The sequence below is a fragment of the Pseudomonas sp. S3E12 genome (assembly GCF_001702295.1).
GTDB classification, from domain to species: Bacteria; Pseudomonadota; Gammaproteobacteria; order Pseudomonadales; family Pseudomonadaceae; genus Aquipseudomonas; species Aquipseudomonas marginalis.
The window spans coordinates 136,383-160,904 of the sequence record NZ_MBDT01000030.1 but is presented as its reverse complement, the minus strand read 5'-3'; the positions used below and the strand labels follow the sequence as shown (position 1 = coordinate 160,904).

Genomic DNA, 24,522 nt, shown 5'->3' with positions numbered 1-24,522 from the left:
ATGGCGGTGGTCCAGCCAATTCATTTTTGACTGACACTCCGCTATCGGGAGCAAGCCCCCTCCCACAGGGTTTTGTGTGATTTTTAAGACCGGCGCTATTTTTGCGCCCCATCATCATGCTGCAGATTCGCCTGCGTAATATTCGCCCCCGCCGGCACACTGCGGGTCAGCCACACATTGCCGCCAATGGTCGAGCCCTTGCCGATGGTGATGCGCCCGAGGATCGTCGCCCCGGCATAGATCACCACATCATCCTCGACAATCGGGTGGCGCGCATGGCCCTTCTGCAGTTGCCCATCTTCGTCCGCCGGGAAGCGCTTGGCCCCCAAGGTGACGGCCTGATAGATGCGCACCCGCTCGCCGATGATCGCGGTTTCGCCGATCACCACGCCCGTGCCGTGGTCGATGAAGAAACTCGGGCCGATCTGCGCGCCGGGGTGGATATCGATGCCGGTGGCCGAGTGGGCGATTTCCGCACTGATCCGTGCCAGCAGCGGCAAGCCGGCGCGGTACAGGTGGTGGGCCAGGCGGTGGTGAATCACCGCGAGGATCCCCGGGTAGCACAGCAGCACTTCATCCACGCTGCGTGCGGCCGGGTCGCCGTGGTAGGCAGCGAGTACGTCGGTGTCCAACAGGCTGCGCAGGGACGGCAAGGCCAGGGCGAAATCCTGGATCAGCCGGATGGCATGGGCGTCGATCTGGCTGTCATCCTCGCCGCCCTGGCGCGCGGCATAACGCAACTCCAGGCGCGCCTGGGCCAGCAAGGCATTCAGTGCGACATCGAGGGTATGGCCGACGTAGAAATCTTCACTTTCTTCACGCAAGTCCGCCGGCCCCAGGCGCATCGGAAACAACGCACCGCAAAGGGACTCGAGAATCTGGGCAACGGCTTCACGGGACGGCAATTCGCGGCCGCCATGCTCGCCGCTCAAGCGGCCATTGCGTGTTCGCCACTGGTCACGGGCGCTGCGCAGTTGGCTGACGATGGTCTGTAATTGCCAATGGCTGGAACGCTCACTCACGGTATTCACTCCTGACGTAATGGCCATCACTTTACGGTATCCACCCTGGCCGCCCTTAAGAACCAATGGTGTGATGCTAAGAACCATCAGACATAAGCGATTGTCGGTTGCCCGATGAAAAGTGCCTGCCTATAGTCGCTCCATCCCTTAGCCACCGTGCGTAGCCATGATCAAGCAACAGCTCGACCGTTTTAACCGCCTGGAACTGCTCGGCGGCGCCACCGCCCTGGAAAAACTCGAACGGCTGTCGACCTGGTTGGGACGCGACATCTACGTCAAGCGCGACGACACCACGCCGCTGGCCATGGGCGGCAACAAGCTGCGCAAACTCGAATACCTGGCGGCCGATGCCATCGCCCAGGGCGCCGATACCCTGGTGACCGCCGGCGCGATCCAGTCCAACCACGTACGCCAGACCGCCGCCCTCGCCGCCAGGCTCGGCCTGGGCTGCGTCGCCCTGCTGGAAAACCCCACCGGCACCGAAGACCCCAACTACCTGGGCAACGGCAACCGCCTGCTGCTGGAGCTGTTCGACGCCAAGGTAGAGTTGGTGGAAAACCTCGACAACGTCGACGACCAACTCAACGCCCTTGCCGATCGCCTGCGCAGCAACGGCAAGAAGCCATACCTGGTGCCCATCGGCGGCTCCAATGCCCTCGGCGCCCTCGGGTACGTGCGCGCCGGCCTGGAGCTGGCCGCACAGATCGAAGACAGCGGTATCGAATTCGCCGCCGTGGTGCTGGCCTCCGGCAGCGCCGGTACCCACAGCGGCCTGGCCCTGGCCTTGAGTGAAGTGCTGCCGCAGTTGCCCGTGATCGGCATCACCGTATCGCGCACGGAAGAAGCGCAGTTCCCGAAAGTCCAGGGCCTGGCCGAACGCACGGCCGAGTTGCTCGGCGTGGACCTCCCCGACGCGTTCAAGGTGATCCTGTGGGACGAATATTTCGGCCCCCGTTATGGTGAACCGAACGCCGGCACCCTGTCGGCGGTCAAGCTATTGGCGAGCCAGGAAGGCCTGCTGCTGGACCCGGTCTACACTGGCAAGGCCATGGCCGGCTTGCTGGACGGTATCGGGCGTCAGCGTTTTGAAGACGGGCCGATTATTTTCCTGCATACCGGTGGAGCACCGGCGTTGTTTGCCTATGACTCGGTTTTCAACTGAATAAACGCGGGCTACTTGTGGGAGGGGGCCTGCCCCTCCCACATTAGACTCGCCAAATATTCCTAATTAGAATATCAAATAAGATTTATATTATTTTCAAGTCTTAAAACCCGGCTTTATCATCGCGCCGTAGGCGAAGACGCGCTACGCGCTTTAAGGCAGGATACGTCTACTGCGTCACCTGCTTCGCTCAACATAAAAAACACAGGGGCTCTTCATGACTATTTCTGTATTCCGTCGCACGTTGCTGGTTGGCACTTTGGGTCTGGCTCTCGGCGCCGGTTGGCTGGGCCAGGCGGTTGCCGGCGAGCAACTGGGCAATATCAAAAAGGCCGGCGAGATCAAAATCGGCCTGGAAGGCACCTACCCGCCGTTCAGCTTCGTCGATGAAAGCGGCAAGCTCAGCGGCTTCGAAGTCGAGCTGTCCGAGGCCCTGGCCAAAGAGCTGGGCGTGAAGGTCAAGCTGCAAGCCACGCCATGGGACGGCATCCTCGCCGCCCTGGAATCCAAGCGCCTGGATGCGGTGGTCAACCAAGTCACCATCTCCGAAGAGCGCAAGAAGAAGTACGACTTCTCCACGCCTTACACGGTGTCCGGTATCCAGGCACTGGTGCTGAAAAAGAACGTCGACACCATCAAGACCGCCAACGACCTGGCCGGCAAGAAAGTCGGGGTAGGCCTGGGCACCAACTACGAACAATGGCTCAAGGACAACCAACCCAAAGCCATTATCAAGACCTATAACGATGACCCGACCAAGTTCCAGGACCTGCGCATCGGCCGTATCGACGCCATCCTGATCGACCGCCTGGCCGCCCTGGAATACGCCAAGAAAGCCCCGGACACCGCCGCTGCCGGCGACGCCTTCTCCCGCCAGGAAGCCGGTATCGCCCTGCGCAAAGGCGAGCCCGAGCTGCTTGAAGCAGTGAACAAGGCCCTCGACAAGCTGCGCGCCGACGGCACCTTGAAGAAGCTGTCCGAGAAGTACTTCAACGCTGACGTCACTCAATAATGGAAGCAGGTTTCCAACTCGCGCTGGACTCCGCGCCCTTTTTGCTCAAGGGCGCGTATTACACGGTGATTCTCAGCCTTGGCGGGATGTTTTTCGGCTTGCTGCTGGGCTTCGGCCTGGCCTTGATGCGGCTGTCGCGCTTCAAACTGCTGAGCTGGACAGCCCGCGTCTACGTGTCGTTCTTTCGCGGCACGCCCTTGCTGGTACAGCTGTTTTTGATCTACTACGGCTTGCCGCAAGTGGGCATCGAGCTGGATCCGATCCCGGCCGCCATGATCGGCTTTTCGCTGAACATGGCCGCATACGCCTGTGAAATCCTGCGGGCCGCCATCGCCTCCATCGAGCGTGGCCAATGGGAAGCCGCCGCCAGTATCGGCATGACCCGTGCGCAGACCCTGCGCCGGGCCATCCTGCCGCAGGCAATGCGCACCGCCCTGCCACCGTTGGGCAACAGCTTTATTTCGCTGGTCAAGGACACCGCGCTGGCCGCCACCATCCAGGTGCCAGAACTGTTCCGCCAGGCTCAACTGGTGTCTGCGCGTACCTTCGAAATTTTCACCATGTACCTGTCCGCCGCCCTGATCTACTGGGTGCTGGCCAGCATCCTGGCGCATTTCCAAAACCGCCTGGAAGACCGGGTCAACCGGCATGACCTGGAGTCTTGAAGCATGATCGTGGTTGAAAAACTGACCAAACAATTCAACGGTCAGGTGGTACTCAACGGCATCGACCTGGAGGTCAAGGAAGGCGAAGTCGTCGCCATCATCGGCCCCAGCGGTTCCGGCAAGACCACCTTCCTGCGCTGCCTGAATTTCCTCGAAGAACCCACCAGCGGCCGGATCAAGGTGGGCGACATCCAGATCGACGGCAGCAAACCGCTCAACCAGCAACAAGGCCTGGTGCGGCGCCTGCGCCAGCACGTGGGTTTTGTGTTCCAGAACTTCAACCTGTTCCCCCACCGCACAGCACTGGAAAACGTCATCGAAGGGCCGACCGTGGTCAAGAAGATGCCCCGTGAAGCCGCTGTTGCCCTTGGGCGCAAGCTGCTGGCCAGGGTTGGCCTGGCGGGCAAGGAAGACGCCTACCCACGGCGCCTGTCCGGCGGCCAGCAACAGCGCGTGGCGATTGCCCGCGCGCTGGCCATGGAGCCGGAGGTGATCCTGTTCGACGAACCCACCTCGGCGCTGGACCCGGAGCTGGTGGGCGAAGTGCTGGCGACCATCCGCAGCCTCGCCGAAGAAAACCGCACCATGGTCATCGTTACCCACGAAATGAGCTTTGCCCGCGATGTGGCCAACCGGGTGATCTTCTTCGACAAGGGCGTGATCGTGGAGCAAGGCGAAGCCAAGGCGTTGTTCGCCAACCCCAAGGAAGAACGCACCCGGCAGTTCCTGAGCAAGTTCCTCGCCCACTGATGTGCCGAGGGAGCTTGCTCCCTCACCACACAATCTGCTCATACAGAAAATCCTCGCCGTCCACGCGTAAACACGCCGTCTCCCCGATCCAAAAATCCCCTGTCCAGTCAGACCTTTCTGAATCTGCTCCAACCCGCCGTTTAGCCTTTTGCCGCCATTGACGCTCCTTGGCCAACCCTCTTATCTAGCGTCCAGAGGATTGGATCCTATCCCGGCTACTCACTGAATCGTTCCTTTCAGCCCACCTGCGCACCCGCGCCGCGGGGCTGGAACGATTGCTGCTGGCTGCATCAAGGAGATTACTTATGACGCGCACTGCAACCCCGGCCCTGCTCACGGCCCCCACCTTGCCCCAGGCTAACCGGCACGGCATCAACGCACTGGCGGCCAGTCAGCTGCAGGTGGACATCGCGCCTTACCCCGGCATGGATGAGGGCGACCTGATCGAACTGTTCTGGAACAACTGCTTTGCCGCCTCACGCAGGGTGAGCGCGTGCAAGGTCGGCTCGCCGACCCATCTGCGGGTGCCGGAAAGTTTTGTGCTGGACGGCCCGGCCCAGGTGCATTACCAGGTCATGCAAGTCGGTCGTGCACCTGTCCGCTCGGCCGTGAAAGGTGTGTGTGTAAAGACCCGATACCCCGGCGGCCAGCCCTCCCCCCTGTACAGCGACGAAAACCACAACCTCGCCCCCGTCGGTTTGCCCGAGACCATCCGTCGCTACGGCGTCAACGGTCGCCAGGTGCGACGGGGTATTCCGCTGACCATCGCGCCTTACCTGAACATGGCCACGGGCGATGCCATCACCCTGCGCTGGGGAGATGTACGCATGGACCTGCCCAGGATCCAGGCCAAAGCCGTCGGGGTGGTCGTGCAGGTGTGGGTGCCTTCGACGGTGATTGTCGAGGCGGGTGACGACAGCCGCCTGGAGGTGACGTACTGCATTCTCGATCGTGTCGGCAACAATTCGCGCTGGGCACCCACGCGTACGTTGCGCATTGCCGCCTGCGCGCCGAGCCAGCCGGCCGGGACCTCGCGGGTCTACCAACCACGGCCCCTCGGCTCACCCTGTGAACCGGGGTGACAGACCTTCTATGCATATTCCCAAAAGTTAGTTTATTTAAATATTTAACACGCTTAGGGTATATGCACCGGACCACCGGACATCTCTGATTTTTCTGTTTTTATTTCATTGAATGCGAGGTCGGTATGGTCAGAATTACCCCGGTGCATAACGCCAGGGCATTACGTGCAGCCAAGGAGCGGCGCTGATGTCTAACTTGGCTCTAACACCCCCCCAGAGTGATCTGGACGTCGCTCCCCTGCTGTTGCCGGCCACCGTGCTGCGCAACGATGCAGAGGCGCTTAAGGCTGCCCATGAGCTGGCCCAGGCCGCGCGCCTGCACGCCGCCCAGCGTGACCAGCAACGCAAACTGCCGTGGGCGCAGATCGAACAATTCACCCGCAGTGGGCTGGGCAGTATTTCCATCCCCCGCGAATACGGCGGCCCACAGGTGTCGTTCACCACCCTGGCCGAAGTCTTCGCGATCATCAGCGCGGCAGACCCGGCCCTCGGGCAGATCCCGCAGAATCATTTCGGCATCCTGCAGGTGTTGCAGGGCGCCGCCACCGAGCGCCAGAAAGAGCAGCTGTTCCAGAGCGTCCTCGACGGCTGGCGCATCGGCAATGGCGGCCCGGAACGCGGCACCAGGAACACCCTGGAGCTCAAGGCGCGCATCACCGCCCAAGGCGACGGTTACGTGATCAGCGGCCAGAAGTTCTACTCCACCGGCGCACTGTTTGCCCATTGGGTGGCGGTGAAGGCGCTGAACGACGATGGCAGGCAGGTCATGGCGTTTGTACGCCGTGGCACCGCAGGGCTGCGCATCGTGGATGACTGGTCGGGCTTCGGCCAACGCACCACCGCCAGCGGCACCGTGCTGCTGGACCGCGTGCCCGTGGACGCCGAACTGGTCGTAGACAACTGGCGTATCGGCGAAAGCCCGACTATCCAGGGCGCCGTTTCCCAACTGATCCAGGCCGCCATCGACGCCGGCATCGCCCGTGGCGCGCTGGATGACACCATCGCCTTTGTGCGGGAGCGTTCGCGCCCGTGGATCGACGCCAAGGTCGAGCGTGCCAGCGATGACCTCTACGTGATCGCCGATATCGGCAAGCTGAAGATCGAACTGCACGCCGCCGAGGCGCTGTTGCGCAAGGCCGGGCAAGTGCTGGACCAGGTCAGCGCCGCGCCGATCACCGCACAGTCCGCCGCGCGTGCGTCGATTGCCGTGGCCGAAGCGAAGGTGCTCACCACTGAAGTGTCGCTGCTGGTCAGCGAAAAGCTCTTCGAACTGGCCGGCAGCCGCGCCACCCTCGCCGAATTCAACCTCGACCGTCACTGGCGCAACGCCCGGGTGCACACCCTGCACGACCCGGTGCGCTGGAAGTATCACGCCGTCGGCGCCTATCGCTTGAACGGCACGTTGCCGGCTCGCCATTCCTGGATTTAACCGACCAGACCTCTGGAGAAACTCATGACCTTTTCTCACCGTGTCGCGGTTATCACCAGCGACGAACAAGCCCTTATTGTCGCCAGCGACCTGGCCGAAGACTTGCGCCGCGACAGCGCCCAGCGCGACCGCGAACGCCGCCTGCCGCTGCCAGAACTGGACGTGTTCTCGCGCTCCGGCCTGTGGGGCATCAGCGTACCCAAGGCGTACGGTGGCGCGGGCGTGTCCAACGTCACCCTGGCCAAGGTCATTGCCCTGATCGCCCAGGCGGATGCCTCCCTGGGCCAGATTCCGCAAAACCATTTCTATGCCCTCGAAGTGCTGCGCGTGAATGGCAGCCCTGAACAGCAACAACGCCTGTACGCCGAAGTACTCGCCGGCCAGCGTTTCGGCAACGCCCTGGCGGAACTGGGCACAAGGACCGCCCATGATCGCGTCACCAAGATCACCCGCGACGGCGACGGCTTCCGCATCACCGGCCGCAAGTTCTACGCCACCGGCGCGATCTACGCCCAGCGCATTCCTACCTCGGTGGTGGATGAACACGGTATCCAGCAACTGGCCTTCGTGCCCCGCGACAGCGAAGGCCTGAACGTGATTGACGATTGGAGCGGCTTCGGCCAGCGCACCACCGGCAGCGGCTCGGTGGTGTTCGATAACGTGTGGGTCGCTGCCCACGACGTGATCCCGTTCCAGAGCGCTTTCGAGCGCCCGACCACGGTCGGCCCGCTGGCGCAGATTCTTCACGCCGCCATCGACACCGGCATCGCCCGCGCCGCCTTTGAAGATGCGCTGCACTTTGTGCGCACCAAGACCCGCCCATGGATCGACTCCGGCAACGACAAGGCCACCGAAGACCCACTGACCCTGAAGAGCTTCGGCCACCTGAGCATTCGCCTGCACGCCGCTGAAGCCTTGCTGGAACGTGCCGGTGTTTACCTCGACCGCGCCCAGGCCGACAGCAATGCAGAGACCGTGGCGGCGGCGTCCATCGCCGTCGCTGAAGTGCGCGCCTTGAGCACCGAGATTTCCCTGGCCGCCGGCAGCACCCTGTTCGAGCTGGCCGGCAGCCAGGCCACCCTCGCCGAGCACGGCCTCGACCGCCACTGGCGCAACGCCCGCGTGCACACCCTGCACGACCCGGTGCGCTGGAAGTACCACGCGGTGGGCAATTACTACCTCAACGCTGAAAACCCGCCACTGCGGGGGACCATTTGATGGCAAAGAAAAAGATCCTGCTCAATGCCTTCAACATGAACTGCATCGGGCATATCAACCACGGTATGTGGACCCACCCACGGGACACGTCCACCCAGTACAAAAGCATCGAGTACTGGACCGACCTCGCGCAAACCCTGGAGCGCGGGCTGTTCGACGGTTTGTTCATCGCCGATATCGTCGGCGTGTATGACGTGTACCAGAACTCCATCGATGTGCCGCTCAAGGAGTCGATCCAGCTGCCGGTCAATGACCCGCTGCTGCTGGTTTCGGCGATGGCCGCCGTGACCCGGAACCTCGGTTTCGGCCTCACCGCCAACCTCACCTATGAGCCGCCGTACCTGTTCGCCCGGCGCATGTCCACGCTCGATCACCTGAGCCGTGGCCGGGTGGGCTGGAACATCGTCACCGGCTACCTCGACAGCGCCGCCAAGGCCATGGGCCTCACCGAACAGGTCGAGCATGACCGGCGCTACGACCAGGCCGATGAATACCTGGAAGTGCTCTACAAACTCTGGGAAGGCAGCTGGGAAGACGACGCGGTGCTCAACGATCCGCAGGCGCGGGTCTATGCGCAGCCGGGCAAGGTGCACAAGGTCGAGCACCATGGCGAGTTCTACCAGGTGGAGGGTTATCACCTGTGCGAGCCGTCGCCGCAGCGTACGCCGGTGCTGTTCCAGGCCGGCAGTTCAGACCGTGGCCTGTTGTTCGCCGGGCGCCATGCCGAGTGCGTATTCATCAGCGGGCAGAACAAGGCCGCGACCAAGGTGCAGGTGGACAAGGTGCGCGCCAGCGCGGTCGAGGCCGGGCGCAACCCGGATGACATCAAGGTGTTCATGGGGTTGAACGTGATCGTCGGCGCCACCGAAGAACTGGCCTGGGCCAAGCATGCCGAGTACCTGAGCTATGCCAGCGCGGAGGCCGGCGTCGCGCACTTTTCGGCGTCCACCGCGATTGATTTTTCTCAATACGAAATCGACGAACCGATCCAGTACGTGAAGAGCAACGCGATCCAGTCGGCCACCAAGAACCTGCAGAACAACGACTGGACCCGACGCAAGCTGCTCGAACAGCACGCCCTCGGCGGGCGCTATATCACCCTGGTCGGCTCCCCCGAACAGGTCGCTGACGAGCTGGAATCCTGGATCAGCGAAACCGGGCTGGATGGCTTCAACCTCACGCGCATTGTCACGCCGGAAAGCTATGTGGACTTTATCGATCTGGTGGTGCCGGAGTTGCAACGACGGGGCTCGTACAAGACCGCTTATGAGACCGGCACGCTGCGCGAAAAAGTCTTCCACGCCAGTGCTCGCTTACCCGAACAACACACCGGCTCGACCTACCGCCACTGATTGGAAAAGGTGGGAGCAAGCCCCTCCCACAGTGGATCTCCACTGTTTGTACAAATACCTTATGACTGGAAATCGACCATGAAAAAAACACTGCTCTCCCACCCAGTCAAAGCACTGGCTCTGGCCTTCGGGTTGTTCAGCTCGGCGGTGTTCGCCGCCGATGCACCGTTGAAAATCGGCACCACCGCCGCCTTCGCGATTCCCCTGGAAGCCGCCGTCGCCGAAGCCGGCAAGCAAGGCTTGAAGGTCGAGCTGGTGGAATTCACCGACTGGATCGCGCCCAACGTCAGCCTGGCCGCCGGCGATATTGACGTGAACTACTTCCAGCACATCCCGTTCCTGGAAAACGCCAAGGCCGCCGCCGGTTTTGACCTGGTGCCGTACGCGCCGGGCATCATCAACAACGTCGGGCTGTATTCGAAAAAGTACAAAAGCATCAACGACCTGCCCCAGGGCGCCAGCGTGGCGATTGCCAACGACCCGATCAACAGCGGTCGCGGCCTGCAACTGCTGGCCAAGGCCGGCTTGATCACCCTCAAGCCGGGCGTGGGCTACAAGGCCACCGAAGAAGACATCGTCAGCAACCCGAAGAAGATCAAGATCCTGCAAGTCGAGGCCGTGCAACTGGTGCGCGCCTATGACGACGCGGACCTGGTGCAGGGCTACCCGGCCTACATCCGCCTGTCCAAGACCTTCGATGCCGAGTCGGCACTGCTGTTCGACGGCCTCGACCACCCGGAATACGTGATCCAGTTCGTGATCCAGCCAAAAAGCAAAACCGACCCGCGCGTGATCAAGTTCGTCGACATCTACCAGCACTCGCCGGTGGTGCGTGCCGCCCTGGATAAATCCCTCGGCAAGCTCTACCAAGTCGGTTGGGAAGATAAAAAATGACCGCCGCCCACGCTCGACTGCGCGACCTGGGCTCACCGCCCAGGGACGCCGAACAGACAGAACTGCATCCGGACCTGAACCGCGCGCACGTGCGCTTTATCAACCTGGGCAAGACCTACGACGGCGGCGTGCATGCCTTGCAAGGCATCGACCTGGCGATCCAGCACGGTGAAGTGTTCGGCATTATCGGCCGCAGCGGCGCCGGCAAATCCTCGCTGATCCGCACCATCAACCGCCTGGAACAACCCAGCAGCGGGCGCGTGCTGATCGATCAGGTGGACATCGGCGACTTCGACGAAGACCACCTGGTGGCGCTGCGCCGGCGTATCGGCATGATCTTCCAGCACTTCAACCTGATGTCGGCCAAGACCGTGTGGCAGAACGTCGAATTGCCACTGAAAGTCGCCGGCGTGCCCAAGCCCCAGCGAGAGCAAAAGGTGCGTGAGCTTCTGGAATTGGTGGGTTTGCAGGACAAGCACAAGGCCTACCCGGCGCAGCTGTCCGGTGGGCAGAAACAGCGCGTGGGCATTGCCCGCTCGCTGGTGCACGACCCGCAGATCCTGCTGTGCGACGAAGCCACCTCGGCCCTCGACCCGGAGACCACCCAATCGATTCTCGGCCTGTTGCGCGAGATCAACCGGCGCCTGGGCCTGACCATCGTCTTGATCACCCATGAGATGGCGGTGATCCGCGACATCTGCGACCGCGTGGTGGTGCTGGAACACGGGCGCATCGTCGAGCAAGGCCCGGTGTGGCAAGTGTTCGGCAACCCGCAGCACGAGGTCAGCCAGACCCTGCTGGCGCCGCTGCAACATGGGCTGCCGGAAGAACTGCAAAGCCGTTTGCACACCCAGCCTGAATCGCCGGACGCCGCCGTGGTGCTGCGCTTGCAGTTCACCGGCAGTGCCAGCGATGAACCGGACCTGGCCGCGCTGTTCAGCGCCCTCGGCGGGCGTGTGCGCTTACTGCAGGGCGGTGTCGAACGAATTCAGGGCCACGCACTGGGGCAACTGCTGCTGGCGGTGAATGGCTCGCCCCATGGCACCGAAGAACTGCGCAACCGCGCCGCGAACTGGGCACAACAGGTGGAGGTGCTGGGCTATGTGGTTTGATCGTTTAGTGCAAGGCGCCATCGACACCTTGTTGATGGTCGGCGTGTCGTCGTTGATCGCCTTGCTGGTGGGGATTCCGCTGGCGGTGTTTCTGGTGACCAGTGACAAGGGCGGCATCTACCAGGCGCCGGCGCTGAACCGGGTGCTGGGGGCGTTCGTCAATCTGTTCCGCTCGATTCCGTTTTTGATCCTGATGGTGGCGTTGATCCCGTTCACGCGGCTGATCGTCGGCACCACCTATGGCGTGTGGGCGGCGGTCGTCCCGCTGACCATCGCCGCCACGCCGTTTTTTGCGCGGATCGCCGAAGTGAGTCTGCGCGAGGTCGACCACGGCCTGATCGAAGCCGCCCAGGCCATGGGTTGCCGGCGCTGGCACATCATCTGGCATGTGCTGTTGCCCGAGGCGCTGCCGGGGATTGTCGGCGGGTTCACCATCACCCTGGTGACCATGATCAACTCGTCGGCCATGGCCGGGGCGATTGGTGCGGGCGGCTTGGGTGACATTGCGTACCGGTACGGCTACCAGCGTTTCGACACGCAGATCATGCTTACGGTGATTGTGCTGCTGGTGATCCTGGTGGCGGTGATTCAACTCGGCGGCGATCGCCTGGCGCGAGTGCTGAACAAGAGGTGAGGTATAGTCGGGCCCTCTCAGTGCCCGGTATTCATCACCATGCCCCTCAAGCCCGACGACCTCGACCAGATCACGTCCACCACCCTCGGCCACTACAACAAGGTGGCCGAGGATTTCCGTGAAGGCACCCGCGATCACGATGTGAGCCAGAACATCGACGCGCTGCTGCGGCATATCCAGGGCTCGGCGCCCTTTACCGTGCTGGATTTCGGCTGCGGGCCGGGGCGGGACTTGCAGACCTTTACGCGCCTGGGGCATATCGCCGTCGGCCTGGATGGCTCCGAGCGGTTTGCGCAGATGGCACGCGAAGACAGCGGCTGTGAGGTGTTGCAGCAGGACTTCCTCAAGCTGGATCTGCCCGCCGAACGCTTTGACGGGATCTTTGCCAATGCGGTGCTGTTTCATATCCCCAAGCAGGAATTGCCCCGTGTGCTCAAGCAACTGCATGGGGCGCTGAAGCCCGGCGGTGTGCTGTTCAGTTCCAATCCACGGGGTGAGAACCAGGAAGGCTGGAATGGGCCGCGCTATGGTTCCTATCACGACCTCGAGGCGTGGCAGGCACTGCTCACCGCCGCCGGCTTCGTGGAACTGGAGCATTACTACCGACCCGCCGGGTTGCCTCGACCCCAGCAGCCCTGGTTGGCCAGCGTTTGGCGCAAGGCTTGAGTCAGCCCACATTTGGAATGCATGCCCCTGTGGGAGGGGGCTTGCCCTGATGCCAGTCAGTTAAGGAGGAACACTGTAACTGTGGCGAGCGGGCTTGCCCCGCGTTGGGCTGCGCAGCAGCCCCAATAAGAGCACTGAAGTGTGCCAGACAGCTCCGGGGCTATGTTTTGGGGCTGCTTCGCAGCCCAACGCGGGGCAAGCCCGCTCACCACAGGTGACTGGTTGCCCGTTCTGTCCCTTAACTGACCGGCATTGGGGCTTGCCCCCGATGACAGACTGATACACACCCCTACTGCACCTGATACACCACCGAGGTCCCATCCACCACCGCTGTCACACTCCTTGCCGCAAACCCCTCTCTGGACCCCGTGGAAAAATTCGCCACCAACCGCGTGCCATCGGCAAACGTGGTTTCCTGCACCTGCCGATCCGCCGTCAGCCAGCGAAACCCGGTCATCGCCTGGATGGCCAGGCGCTCATGCAGCGGTCGGAAAAATCGATCCTGGCGCTGGATCAGCGGCAGCCGCGCCTTGAGCGTCGCAGCACTCAGGTGATACAGCGGCGGCACGTTGTAGAGCAGTTGGGTCAGCTCATTTTCAGCCCGTACATTGCTCAGCTTGAGGCTGTCGAACAGCCAGTGATGGGTGGTGATCACCGAGCCATGGAACACCGCCTGATACAGCGGCAGGCGCAGCGTCGGGTCGAAGTAGAGGGTGCGAAACGGCTCGTTCAGCGGCACCGATTTGAAGAACACCGCCGGTTGCTCCGGCGGGTACCAGTTGCCCACGTAGTAGGGCGACTGTTTGTCCTGGGTCATGTCGCGATCCCCCCAGCCCAGCACCGGGGTTTGCATGCCATGGGCGAACAGGATGCCCTGGGCGGTGATGGCGTTGCCGTCTTCGGAGCCGGTCGGCAATTGCAGTGTGGTGTTCAGCCAACGGGCTGCATCGATATTGCCTTCGGCGTTTTGCGCCTGGGTCATCGGTGCGCTGCCGCGGTAGCTGTCGAACAGCATGCTGGTGGCGTACGCATCGAGAAACCAGGCGTTGAAGCCGGCCTTGGCCTGCACGGCTTTCACCCGCGCCTCCAGCAGAGGCCGCACGCAGCGCGGGTCGGTGTAGTGGCCGGACTGCTGGAAGCCGGTCTTGAGCGTGCCGTCCTTCAACACGATGGCGCAGTCGCGGTAAGCCTGGCTGCCCAGGTGGGCGGTGGTCCAGTCGGGGTTTTCGGTGGCGGACAACGCGGTTTGGTAGGAGTCGTAGGGCGCCATCAGGTAGCCGGCGTCGACACCGGCGCGGATGGTCTCGGGGTGCCAGAGGCCGCCTTCCCAGCCTTCGCCCAGGGTCAGCATCAAGCGCGGCAGCCCGGCGTCGCGCAGCGTCTGTACCACCTGGCTGCCCCAGGTGCCGGGGCTATCGCGCAGGGCACCGGCAAAGTCCACGGCCAATTCGCGACGCAACTCGCCGTAGCGCGCGGCAAGACGGGTCATATCGGGCTCGTCCACCTGCCAACTCTGCCGGGCCTTCCTGTTGATCGCGGCGTTGAGGCCGCGTAACAGCACGCCTTGCTCGTAGCGATTCAAGGCGCGGGGCTGCACCAGCACCGCTGCGGAGTCCTTGTCCAACAGGCCACTGAGTTCATGAGCGCGCAAACGCTGGAGCAACAACGGCCAATCACGCACATCCTCCGGCGCCAGCAGGTCATTGCCCCACAGGTAGACATGGCTGGCGCCCAGCAGCTTTTCAGCCCCAGGGGTTTGCCGCAGCTTGTCTGCCAGGGGCTCATAGCGACCCTGCGCGACCAGCCATTGGCGATAGCGCTTGGCCCCGGCCAGGGGATCGCTTTCGCCCAGGTGCAACAGCAGGGTCATGGGGGTGGCAGGCCCGAGCGAGGTGAACTCATGGGCCAGCGACAACGCCTGGCCCCGCCAGCGCAGGCGGTTGTTATAGGGATTGGTCAGCAGCCAGTTGAGGGTGAAGGCGCCGTGATCGACGCCCCACAGCGGCAGGCTGAGGTCCTGGGTGGTGTTGATGTCACCCTGCGCCACCAGGAAAGCGTTCCACATGGCATTGCCGGCCGGCACGTAATGCCCTTCGGCCAACGGCCATATCAACCCTCGGCCCATGGCGCTCGGCGGTTGCAGAAGAATCGGCAGCTCACCGGCTTCCCGCGCCGTGATCGACAGCACCAGGTCGCGCTGCTCAAGGCTGGCAGTCACGCGATAGGCACCGTCGTCCCATTGCCAACTGACCTGTTGCGCGTTTTGTGCGAGTTGACTGACGGCACGCGCCGCTACGCCGTTGGAGGCCTGCACCTACGGCTGACCACTGGGTGTCACACGGATGGCGAGGGTGGCCGGGTCGAGTTCGACTCGCCACAACGGGTTTTCCAATACAGTGCCGGCAAAGGCCAGGGGCGACAGGAAGCAGCAGATCAGCAAGGTAAGACGCAGACGGTTCATGGCAGGCGACCGTTGAGAGGTGGAGGTCGAAGGGTAAAGCGCTCAACGGTTGGCCAGGGCAACAAGTGTCGCTTTCGGAAGTTTCCCACGGATCAAATGCCCAGCTGAGATCAATTGTGGGAGGGGCGGTGCGACGATTCGACTTGCTCCCGATGGCGGTGGGTCAGACAAATATTTTTTGCTGACCCACCGCCATCGGGAGCAAGCCCCCTCCCACATTTTTAACCGTGTTGTTCCTGTTGTTCCTGCTTTGGCTCGCGGATCTTGTACCAGGCCACATACAGCGCCGGCAGGAACAACAGCGTCAGCAAGGTGGCGATGATGATCCCGCCGATCATAGCGTAAGCCATCGGCCCCCAGAACACTTCGCGGGCAATCGGGATCATGCCCAGGCTCGCCGCCGCCGCCGTGAGCAGGATCGGCCGGCGCCGATGCTCGGTGGCTTCCACCACCGCGTCCCACGGCGTGTAGCCGGCCACTTCATATTCGTGGATCTGCGTCACCAGGATCACCGAGTTGCGGATGATGATGCCGATCAGCGCCAGGATGCCGAGGATCGCCACAAAGCCCATGGGCGTGCCCGTGGGGATCAACGCCAGCACCACGCCGATCAGCCCCAGCGGCGCGACACTGGCCACCAGGAACATCTTCTGCACGCTGTGCAGCTGGATCATCAGGAACGTCGCCATCAGGAACAGCATCAACGGCACCACGCTGGCAATCGGGCCCTGGGCCTTGCCGCTTTCTTCCACGGTACCGCCGGTGGCGACCTTGTAGCCCACCGGCAGGCCGGCGCTGAATCTGTCGATCTCCGGCTTGAGCTGCTTGACCAGGTCGGTCGGCTGCATCTCATCGCGGACCGACGCTTTAATCGTGATGGTCGGCTTGCGGTCGCGACGCCACACCAGCGGCTGCTCCAGCTCATACCGCACAGTGGCGAAGGCCAGCAGCGGAATCGAGGTGCCGTTGGGGGTGACGATCTGCAGGTTCTGCAAGGTTTCCGGCGTGCCACGTTCGGCGTCTTCGGCACGGCCGACCACGCTGATCAGGTAGATGTCGTCGTGCACCTGGGTCACCGAGGCGCCGCTGACCACGCTGTTCATCAGTTGCGCCACGTCTTCGGAGGACAGCCCGAGCTGGCGCGCCTTGTCCTGGGCAATGTCGATGCGCAGCACTTTGCCCGGCTCGTTCCAGTCGTAGATGATCTCGCCCAGGTGGGTGTTTTGATCCAGCAGGGTCGCCAGTTCGATGGCGTGTTTACGCACCTGGTCGGTGTCTTTGCCGGACACGCGATACTGGATCGGACGCCCCACCGGCGGGCCCATTTCCAGCGGCTGCACGAAACTGCCGATGCCCACGAAGTCGTCGCGCAGGCGCTTCTGCAGGCGCGCAATCAAGGCACCGCGCTCTTCCAGGCCTTTGCTGACGATCACCAGTTGCGCGTAGTAGGGGTTTTCCAGTTGCTGGTCGAGGGGCAGGTAGAAACGGATCGCGCCCTGGCCGATATACGTGCTCCAGCGAGCAATGTCCGGGTCGTCCTTGATGATCGCTTCGAGGCGGTCGACGGCCTTGCGCGTCTCGTTGATCGAGGCGTTTTGCGGCAGGTTGAGGTCGACGAGGATTTCCGGGCGGTCCGACGACGGGAAGAACTGGTTCTGCACAAACTGCATGGAGAACACCGACGCCACGAACAGGCCCACGGTGATGCCGATGGCCCACCAACGGTTGCGCATGGCCCAGAGCATGCCGCCATTGAACGCGCGGCCGATGCGCCCCGGCTCGGCGCTGTGGGGTTTCACCTTGGCGCTGAGGATATGCACGCCGATCACCGGCGCAAACAGCACCGCCACCACCCACGACACCAGCATCGCCACGGCAATCACCGCGAACAGGGTAAAGGTGTACTCGCCCGCCGAACTGGCGTTGAGGCCAATCGGTACGAAGCCGGCCACGGTCACCAAGGTACCGGTGAGCATCGGGAATGCCGTGGAGGTGTAGGCGTAGGTCGCCGCCTGCTCCTTGGTTTCGCCTTTTTCCAGGCGCGTGATCATCATCTCCACGGTGATCATCGCATCGTCCACCAACAGGCCGAGGGCGATGATCAACGCACCCAGCGACACACGCTGCATGGTGATGCCGCTGTATTCCATGAACACGAATACCAGCGCCAGCACCAGTGGAATCGAGCACGCCACCACCAGCCCGGCGCGCATGCCGAGGCTGATAAAGCTCACCACCAGCACGATGATCACCGCTTCGAACAGTGCGCTGGTAAAACCGCCGACGGCTTCTTCCACCACTTCGGCCTGGTCGGAGACCTTATGCACACCGACGCCCACCGGCAGGTCGGCGGTCAGTTCGTCCATGCGCGTGTGCAGCGCCTTGCCAAACGACTGGATATTGCCGCCCTTCTGCATGGCGATGGCCAGGCCAATCGCCGGCTTGCCGTTGAAACGGAACATCGGCCGCGCCGGGTCGACGTAGCCACGGCTGATCTCGGCGATATCCGCCAGGCGATAGAAGCGGTCATTGAGGCGCAGGTTGACGTTGGCCAGGTCTTTCTCCGAAGCGAACTGCCCCGAGGTACGCACCGAGATGCGCTCCGGCCCGGCCTCGATCACCCCGGCGGGGGTCACCGCGTTCTGCGATTGCAGGCTTTGCACCACCTGGCGCTGGTCGATGCCCAGGGCCGCCAGTTTGCGCGTGGAGAAGTTCAGGTAAATCACTTCGTCCTGCTGGCCGATCATCTCGACCTTGCCCAGCCCCGGCACCGAACGAATCTCGGCGCGCACCTGCTCCACGTAGTCGCGCAACTGGCGCATCGACAGGCCGTCGCCGGTAAAGGCATACACCGAGCCGAACACATCGCCGAATTCGTCGTTGAACGACGGCCCCTGCAAGCCCTGGGGGAAGGTGCCGCGAATGTCGTCGATCTTCTTGCGGACCTGGTACCAGATCTCCGGAATCGCCTTGGCGCTGGTGGTGTCCTTGAGGAACACGAACACCGTGGATTCACCCGGTCGCGTGTAGCTTTTCACATAGTCGAGGGCGTCGAGCTCCTCGAGCTTTTTCTCGATGCGGTCGGTGACCTGCTTGAGGGTTTCTTCCTGGGTCGCGCCCGGCCAGCGGGTCTGGATCACCATGGTCTTGATGGTGAACGAGGGGTCTTCCTCGCGGCCCAGGTTCATGTAGGAGAACACGCCCATCAGCAGCGCGACAAACATCAGGTACCAGACGAAGGACTGATGCTTGAGGGCCCAGTCGGATAAGTTGAAGCTGCCTTTCATCGCGGGCTGTCCTCGTCGATTTTGACTTTCTGCCCGGGCTTCAGGCTGTTCACGCCGGCGGTAACGATACGCTCGCCGGGTTTGACGCCGCCGTTGAGCAAGGCGCTGTCAGCGTCACGGCTAAGCACCGTGATGTCGCGCGGTTGCACGGTCTGGCTTTGGGTATCGAGGATCCAGATGCGGGTCTTGCCGTCGACTTCCTGCAAGGCGCTCAGGGGCAACTCGATGCGTGGGGCGATGGCCGAACTCAAGGTCACGCTGATCGCCGTGCCAAGGCGGAATGCGGGCGGCGTTTCGACCAGGGTCAGGCGCGCGCGACGGGTGCGCGTGGCGCTTTGGGCCTGGGGTTCGATCTCGCGCACGGTGGCGGTGGTGTGGACGCTGGGGTCGAGTTGCCCGGCGACGAGGAATACCACATCCGCCGGCAGGCGCTCGGCGAGGCCGGCGGGCAGGTCGATCACCGCCTCCTTGATGTCCGGGCGTGCCAGGGTCACCACTTGCTGACCGGCGCTGACCACCTGGCCGGCCTCGGCATTCCAAGCGGTGACGATGCCGGCGTGGTCGGTGCGCAGCTCAGCGTAGTTGAGCTGGTCCCTGGCCTGGTTGACCGAAGCCTGGGCCTGGTCGAGGGAGGCCTGGGTGGTTTTCAGGTCGGTCTGGGCCACGTCCAGTTGGGCCTGGGCGCCGACGCCACGGTTGAACAGCTCCTGCTGGCGGCGGGCATTGGCCTGGGCGTTGATGAACTGCGCCTGCACCCGCGCCAAATCGCCTTGGGCGGCGCGCAATTGGTTCTGTTGGTCGGTAGGGTCGAGCACGGCGAGCAAGGCGCCCTTGTCCACTTCGGCGCCCACATCCACGGCACGCCGGGCGATGCGACCGGGGACCCGGAAGCCCAGATTGCTTTCATAGCGCGCCTGGATGGTGCCGGCGAAACGGCCGAGGGTTTCCTGGTCCTCGGATTTCACCTCCATGGACAGCACCGGGCGCACGGGCTCGGGCGCCGGTTCTTCCTTGGAGCAGGCCATCAGCAACAGGCTGGCGGCGAGTACAACCGTCAGGCGCTTCATGGCTGGGCTCCTGGCTGGGCGATCTCGACCAGCATGCCGGGGTGCAGCAATTGCCCACCGGCCACCACGACTTTTTCGCCACCCTTGAGGCCGTCGCCAATAATTACTTTGCCGGTGAGGTAACGCGCCACCGTGACCTTGTGCAGTTGCGCCTTGCCCTCGCCGTCCACCAGCCATACGGCGGGCTCGTTGAGGTCTTTGGTCAACGCCGACCAGGGCAGCTCGATACTCGCCTTGGCCGGGCCATTGGCGGTGGCACTGACCACCGAACCAAGCCGCATGCCTTCGGGTAACGATTGCAGGGCGATCTTCACTTGCACCGTGCCGGTATTGGCGGCCACGGCAGGTGTGACTTCACGCACTTTACCCACGGCCTTGATGCTCGGGTTATCCAGCAGGCTGACGGTGATCGGCGCATCCGGCGGCGGCTCAACCAGCAGTGACTCATAGACGTTGAACACCGCATCGCGCTCGCCATCGCTGGCCAGGCTGAAAATCGGCACGGTGGCCTGCACCACCTGACCGACTTCGGCCTGGCGCGCGGTGATCACCCCCGGCGCATCCGCGATCAGCGCGGTATAGCCGAGTTGTTCACGGGCGTTGGCCAACTGCGCCTGCGCGGCGGCCAGGGCACTTTGGCTGCTGCGCAGCGCGGCCTGGGCGGAATCGTATTCGCTGCGGCTGGTGTAGCCCTTGGGCAGGAGCTTTTCCTGGCGCACAAACGCAGCGGCGGTTTGCTTGACCCGCGCCTGCTCGGCCACGACCTGGGCCTGGGCGGAATCGACGTTGGTCTGCAAATCCTTGGGATCAAGCTTGGCCAGCACCTGTCTGGCTTTGACGCGATCGCCCACATCCACCATGCGCTGGATGATCTTGCCGCCGACGCGGAAGGACAAATCGGTTTGCACGCGGGCCTGGATATCTCCGGTCAGCGTGACGGCCGCGGCGAAATCGGCGGGTTGTACGGTTTGAACAAAGACCCGCGAATGGGCCTTGGGCTCAGCTTTTTCCTGGCCACACGCGCTCAGCAACACAACTAAACCCAGACCGACGATACAGATGGAAATACGACCGCCCATGCAGACTCCTTGTGCGCGATGCGATGTGCCAGTGTGTATGCGACTGTGAGCTTAGTTCAGGGTTCCTTATCTGCATGGGGAAGGCGTATTGAGGTGAGTTCATCGGCCTCATCGGGGGCAAGTCCTCTCGCACATGTGACGTGTGAATACATTCAAATGTGGGAGGGAGCTTGCTCCCGATATCGGCATAACAGTCAGCGCAGAACTAGCCCTGCCACTTCCCGCCTTCAACGATCACGCTCTCAGGCTTGGTGTCATCGCTCAGCTCCTTGCGCACATATTGGTCGTAGAGCTTGAGCAGGAATTTCTCCTCACCCAGCTTCGCCAACTCGGCATTCACCCAGTCACGCAGTTCGATATTGCCCTTCTTCACCGCCGGGGCGATGGGCGCTTCGTCACCGAGTTTCTGTTCCAGCACGCGGTAGCCCGGGTTCTGCTTGGCCCAGCTGAACAGCACCAGGTTGTCTTGCGCATAAGCATCGCCACGCCCGGCCGACAGCGCTTGCAGCGACTCGGAGTTTTTCTCGAACTTCAGCAGTTTCCAGTCCGGGTGGTTCTTGGTCAGCCAGATATCGGCAGTGGTACCGGTGGTGACGATGGTGGTGCGGGTGGCCAGGTCATCCAGGCTTTTCACCGCGCTGTCCTGGGGCACCAAAGCCTGCACCGCGACTTTCAGGTTGGGGTTGGTGAAGTCCACTGCTTCCTTGCGCTCGGGCGTCACGGTCATGTTGGCGAGGATCAGGTCGACCTTGTCGCTTTGCAGGAACGGAATACGGCTGGCCGGCTCGACGGCGACGAATTCGACTTTGTTCTCATCGCCCAACAGGTCCTTGGCGAATTGGCGGCCGATGTCGGTATCGAAACCGACATAGCGGCCCGCTTCGTTGACGAAGCCAAATGGTGGCTTGTCGGTAAACACGCCGACGATCAGCTTGTCGCGCGCCTTGATCTTGTCGAGGTAGCTCACGGCGGCAGCAGGTTTAGCAGGCTCTTCGGCCTTTTTATCGCAGCCGGCCAGTAAGGCGACGGCCAACAGTGGCAGCAGTAACTTTTTCATAGCAGCTCCAGTTCCTTGGTTTTCTTGGGCAGTGTTGAGACAAAGGAGAACTTCTCCAGGAACTGCTGCGCGCGTGCGGTTTGCGGGTTCGTAAAGAATTCTTCGGGGGTGTTGTGTTCGAGGATGCGCCCGGCCTCCATAAACACCACGCGGTCGGCGACGGCGCGGGCGAAGGCCATTTCGTGGGTGACGATCAGCAGGGTCATGCCATCGCGGGCCAGGCCCTGGATCACCTCCAGCACCTCCTTGACCATCTCCGGGTCGAGGGCGGCGGTGACTTCGTCAAACAGCATGACCTGGGGGTTCATGCACAGCGAACGGACGATGGCGATGCGTTGCTGCTGGCCGCCGGAGAGCTGGCGCGGGAAGGCGTCGCGCTTGTCCGCCAGGCCGACGCGCGCCAGCAGTTTCTCGGCCTGCGCGCGGGCTTCGCGCGGCTCGCGCTTTTGCACTTTCAGCGGGCCGAGCAGGATGTTGTCGAGCACGCTCATATGCGGGAACAGGTGGTAGCTCTGGAACACCATGCCCACGTCTTGGCGCACCTGGCGCCAGTCGGTGGTTTTATCCAACAACTCTTTGCCGGCAAACCGCAGGCTGCCGCTATGGGCCACTTCCAGGCCGTTGAGGCAGCGCAGCAAGGTGCTTTTGCCGCAGCCGCTGGGGCCGAGGATCACCACCACTTCGCCGCTTTGCACACTCAGGTCGATGCCCTTGAGCACCTGCTGGTCGCCGAAGAATTTGTTGAAACCCTGGAACTCGATCAATGCGCTCATGCTTGGGCCCAGCGCCGTTCCAGCACCTTGGAGGCGGCCGACAACGGGTAGCAGATAAAGAAGAAAAACAGGAACAGCACGCCGTAGATCAACACCGACTCATAGGTGCGCTCGATAATTTGCTGGCCGACCTTGATCACGTCCACCACACCGATCAGCACCGCCAGGGAACTGGTCTTGATGATGCGCGTGTAGACGTTGATGGTCGGCGGGGTCATGCGCTTGAGGGCCTGGGGCAGCAACACGTAGCCGTACAACTGCGGGTCGGACAAGCCAATCGACAGGCCCGCTTCGCGCTGGCCGCGGGGCAGCGAATGCAACGCGCCGCGTACCACTTCGCCCACTTCGCTGGCGCCCCACAGCGACAACACCAGCACCGCGCACCAGAAGCTGGGGATGCTCAGGCCAAAGAAGATCGGCAGGCCAAAGAACAGCAGGTACAACCACACCAGCACCGGAATCGCCCGGAACAGCTCCAGGTAAACCCGCAGCACCGCGTTGACCAGCCTGTTGTTCAAGGTGCGCAGCACGCCATACAACACGCCGCCGACCGTACTGAAGGCGATGCTCAACAACGAAATCGACAGGGTTTGTGCAGCGCCCTTGCCCAGTTGCGGCAACGACACCCACAACAACTCAAGACCCGAACTGGCCATGCTGGAGCCTCCTTTCCAGGCGGCTGAGCAGCAGCGACAGCGGCAAGAACAGCAGCACGCAAATCAGCGTCAGCACGGCGAGCATTTCGTAGGTCTTGTAGTAGAGGGCGATGTAGCTCTTGGTGGTGTAGAGAATCTCCGGCACCGCCACGGCAGAGACCACGGTGGTTTCCTTGAGCAGGAAGATGAAGTTGGCGAACAACGCCGGCAGGCTGAGGATGCCGGCCTGGGGCAGGATCACATGGCGCAGCAGTTGCCAGTCCGACAGGCCGATGGACTTGCCCGACTCGATCTGCGCCAGCGGCACCGCTTCCACACCGGCGCGCAGCACTTCGGTGAGGTAGGCACCGCCTAGGAACGTCATGGTGATGATCGCCGCCCAGAACCCGGAGATATTCAAACCCAGGGCCGGCAAGGCGAAGTACACGAAGAACAGCTGGATCAGCAGCGGTGTATTGCGCGCCAGTTCCACATAGAGCGCCACCAGGCGCGACAGGTACGGCGTGCGAAACACCAGCAGTGCAGCGTTGATCAGCGCCACCAGCAACGAGGTGGCAATGGCGATCAGGCCCACTTGCAGCGTGACGCCCACGGCGTTCAAAAACGCCGGCAGGGTGCTGAGGATAAAAGCGAAATCGAAGGTCATTGTGAGTCCATGACGCCGCAGGGGTAATGCGGCGAGCGCCGTCCGATCCGGCGTGGGTAACGCCGGGTAGCGCGAACTTTAAAGGTATAAAAAGTAAAATTTAAATACCGAAATAGCATATTGATATCACCCAAAAAGATAACCTGGGGATTCGCGGGGTTGGCGGGTGGCAGCTATGGTTGAGGGGTCTGTGTTTCGAGGGAATGAACAATGAACAAAGCGAAACCGATTGATCCGCAGGAGCTGGTGAAATGGTTGGTGGCGTTGCGCAGGGCGATCAATAGCCGCGCGCTCTGATACGCTGAAAATCCACTGTGAGATGAAGATCAAATGTGGGAGGGGGCTTGCCCCCGATAGCGGTATGTCAGTCACAGATGCATTGACTGAACCACTGCTATCGGGGGCAAGCCCCCTCCCACATTTTGATTGCATTCCAGATTCCACACATAAAAAACGCCGACGCTATGTGAGCCGTCGGCGTTGAAACCTTGAAGGGGG

The 24,522-nt window shown here is 62.5% G+C and carries 20 protein-coding genes and 1 pseudogene; 12 read left to right on the top strand and 9 right to left on the bottom strand.

What is annotated here, in order from left to right; genetic code table 11:
• Positions 1-95: 95 nt before the first annotated feature.
• Entirely contained in the window at positions 96-1,022 is a 927-nt protein-coding gene (epsC, locus tag BB029_RS24275) for a serine O-acetyltransferase EpsC (RefSeq protein WP_027607830.1), read from the bottom strand.
• A 166-nt stretch (positions 1,023-1,188) separates the two neighbouring features.
• Here epsC and BB029_RS24270 point away from each other — a divergent pair, with 166 nt between their 5' ends.
• The 12 genes from BB029_RS24270 to BB029_RS24215 all read left to right on the top strand — a co-directional run bounded on the left by BB029_RS24270 (position 1,189) and on the right by BB029_RS24215 (position 12,998).
• Positions 1,189-2,184 carry a D-cysteine desulfhydrase gene (locus BB029_RS24270; RefSeq protein ID WP_065941087.1) on the top strand — a complete coding sequence of 332 codons (996 nt, stop codon included), beginning with the start codon at positions 1,189-1,191 and terminating at the stop codon, positions 2,182-2,184.
• 217 nt (positions 2,185-2,401) lie between these two features.
• Complete coding sequence (tcyJ, locus tag BB029_RS24265; RefSeq protein WP_053140248.1) at positions 2,402-3,196, top strand: cystine ABC transporter substrate-binding protein; 795 nt, start codon at positions 2,402-2,404, stop codon at positions 3,194-3,196.
• A complete protein-coding gene (gene tcyL, locus BB029_RS24260) occupies positions 3,196-3,861 on the top strand; it encodes a cystine ABC transporter permease (RefSeq protein WP_032884921.1) in 666 nt (221 codons plus the stop codon). The genes tcyJ and tcyL overlap by 1 nt, the downstream gene beginning before the upstream one ends.
• A 3-nt stretch (positions 3,862-3,864) precedes the next feature.
• Positions 3,865-4,611, top strand: coding sequence for an L-cystine ABC transporter ATP-binding protein TcyN (gene tcyN, locus BB029_RS24255; RefSeq protein ID WP_027607834.1), 747 nt, complete (start codon positions 3,865-3,867; stop codon positions 4,609-4,611).
• 305 nt (positions 4,612-4,916) lie between these two features.
• Positions 4,917-5,693: a hypothetical protein gene (locus BB029_RS24250; protein ID WP_065941086.1), complete on the top strand. Its 777-nt coding sequence runs from the start codon at positions 4,917-4,919 to the stop codon at positions 5,691-5,693.
• Between the two features lie 187 nt (positions 5,694-5,880).
• The gene (locus BB029_RS24245; RefSeq protein ID WP_065941085.1) at positions 5,881-7,122 is read left to right on the top strand and encodes an SfnB family sulfur acquisition oxidoreductase; all 1,242 of its coding nucleotides are present in this window, start codon (positions 5,881-5,883) and stop codon (positions 7,120-7,122) included.
• 24 nt (positions 7,123-7,146) lie between these two features.
• Positions 7,147-8,340, top strand: coding sequence for an SfnB family sulfur acquisition oxidoreductase (locus BB029_RS24240; protein WP_065941084.1), 1,194 nt, complete (start codon positions 7,147-7,149; stop codon positions 8,338-8,340).
• Positions 8,340-9,692, top strand: a complete 1,353-nt coding sequence (locus tag BB029_RS24235; protein WP_065941083.1) for an LLM class flavin-dependent oxidoreductase — start codon at positions 8,340-8,342, stop codon at positions 9,690-9,692. Before BB029_RS24240 ends, BB029_RS24235 begins: the two co-directional genes overlap by 1 nt.
• A 78-nt stretch (positions 9,693-9,770) precedes the next feature.
• On the top strand, positions 9,771-10,586 hold the full coding sequence (locus BB029_RS24230; RefSeq protein ID WP_065941082.1) for a MetQ/NlpA family ABC transporter substrate-binding protein: 816 nt from the start codon (positions 9,771-9,773) through the stop codon (positions 10,584-10,586).
• The gene (locus BB029_RS24225) at positions 10,583-11,698 is read left to right on the top strand and encodes a methionine ABC transporter ATP-binding protein (protein ID WP_065941081.1); all 1,116 of its coding nucleotides are present in this window, start codon (positions 10,583-10,585) and stop codon (positions 11,696-11,698) included. The genes BB029_RS24230 and BB029_RS24225 overlap by 4 nt, the downstream gene beginning before the upstream one ends.
• The gene (locus BB029_RS24220; protein WP_016974994.1) at positions 11,688-12,332 is read left to right on the top strand and encodes a methionine ABC transporter permease; all 645 of its coding nucleotides are present in this window, start codon (positions 11,688-11,690) and stop codon (positions 12,330-12,332) included. The genes BB029_RS24225 and BB029_RS24220 overlap by 11 nt, the downstream gene beginning before the upstream one ends.
• Positions 12,333-12,371: 39 nt before the next feature.
• The gene (locus BB029_RS24215; RefSeq protein WP_065941080.1) at positions 12,372-12,998 is read left to right on the top strand and encodes a bifunctional 2-polyprenyl-6-hydroxyphenol methylase/3-demethylubiquinol 3-O-methyltransferase UbiG; all 627 of its coding nucleotides are present in this window, start codon (positions 12,372-12,374) and stop codon (positions 12,996-12,998) included.
• Positions 12,999-13,287: 289 nt separating this feature from the next.
• Here BB029_RS24215 and BB029_RS24210 read toward each other — a convergent pair.
• From BB029_RS24210 to BB029_RS24175, 8 genes and pseudogenes are all read right to left on the bottom strand, one after another.
• Positions 13,288-15,459, bottom strand: a pseudogene (locus tag BB029_RS24210) (glycoside hydrolase).
• 221 nt (positions 15,460-15,680) lie between these two features.
• On the bottom strand, positions 15,681-18,746 hold the full coding sequence (locus BB029_RS24205) for an efflux RND transporter permease subunit (protein WP_065941079.1): 3,066 nt from the start codon (positions 18,744-18,746) through the stop codon (positions 15,681-15,683).
• Positions 18,743-19,813, bottom strand: coding sequence for an efflux RND transporter periplasmic adaptor subunit (locus BB029_RS24200; RefSeq protein WP_065941078.1), 1,071 nt, complete (start codon positions 19,811-19,813; stop codon positions 18,743-18,745). The genes BB029_RS24205 and BB029_RS24200 overlap by 4 nt, the downstream gene beginning before the upstream one ends.
• Positions 19,810-20,892, bottom strand: coding sequence for an efflux RND transporter periplasmic adaptor subunit (locus tag BB029_RS24195; RefSeq protein WP_065941077.1), 1,083 nt, complete (start codon positions 20,890-20,892; stop codon positions 19,810-19,812). The genes BB029_RS24200 and BB029_RS24195 overlap by 4 nt, the downstream gene beginning before the upstream one ends.
• Before the next feature lie 205 nt (positions 20,893-21,097).
• Positions 21,098-21,949 carry a transporter substrate-binding domain-containing protein gene (locus BB029_RS24190; protein ID WP_027607847.1) on the bottom strand — a complete coding sequence of 284 codons (852 nt, stop codon included), beginning with the start codon at positions 21,947-21,949 and terminating at the stop codon, positions 21,098-21,100.
• Positions 21,946-22,722: an amino acid ABC transporter ATP-binding protein gene (locus tag BB029_RS24185; protein WP_065941076.1), complete on the bottom strand. Its 777-nt coding sequence runs from the start codon at positions 22,720-22,722 to the stop codon at positions 21,946-21,948. Before BB029_RS24185 ends, BB029_RS24190 begins: the two co-directional genes overlap by 4 nt.
• On the bottom strand, positions 22,719-23,378 hold the full coding sequence (locus BB029_RS24180; protein WP_065941075.1) for an amino acid ABC transporter permease: 660 nt from the start codon (positions 23,376-23,378) through the stop codon (positions 22,719-22,721). The genes BB029_RS24185 and BB029_RS24180 overlap by 4 nt, the downstream gene beginning before the upstream one ends.
• Entirely contained in the window at positions 23,359-24,024 is a 666-nt protein-coding gene (locus tag BB029_RS24175) for an amino acid ABC transporter permease (protein WP_065941074.1), read from the bottom strand. The genes BB029_RS24180 and BB029_RS24175 overlap by 20 nt, the downstream gene beginning before the upstream one ends.
• Positions 24,025-24,522: the final 498 nt, after the last annotated feature.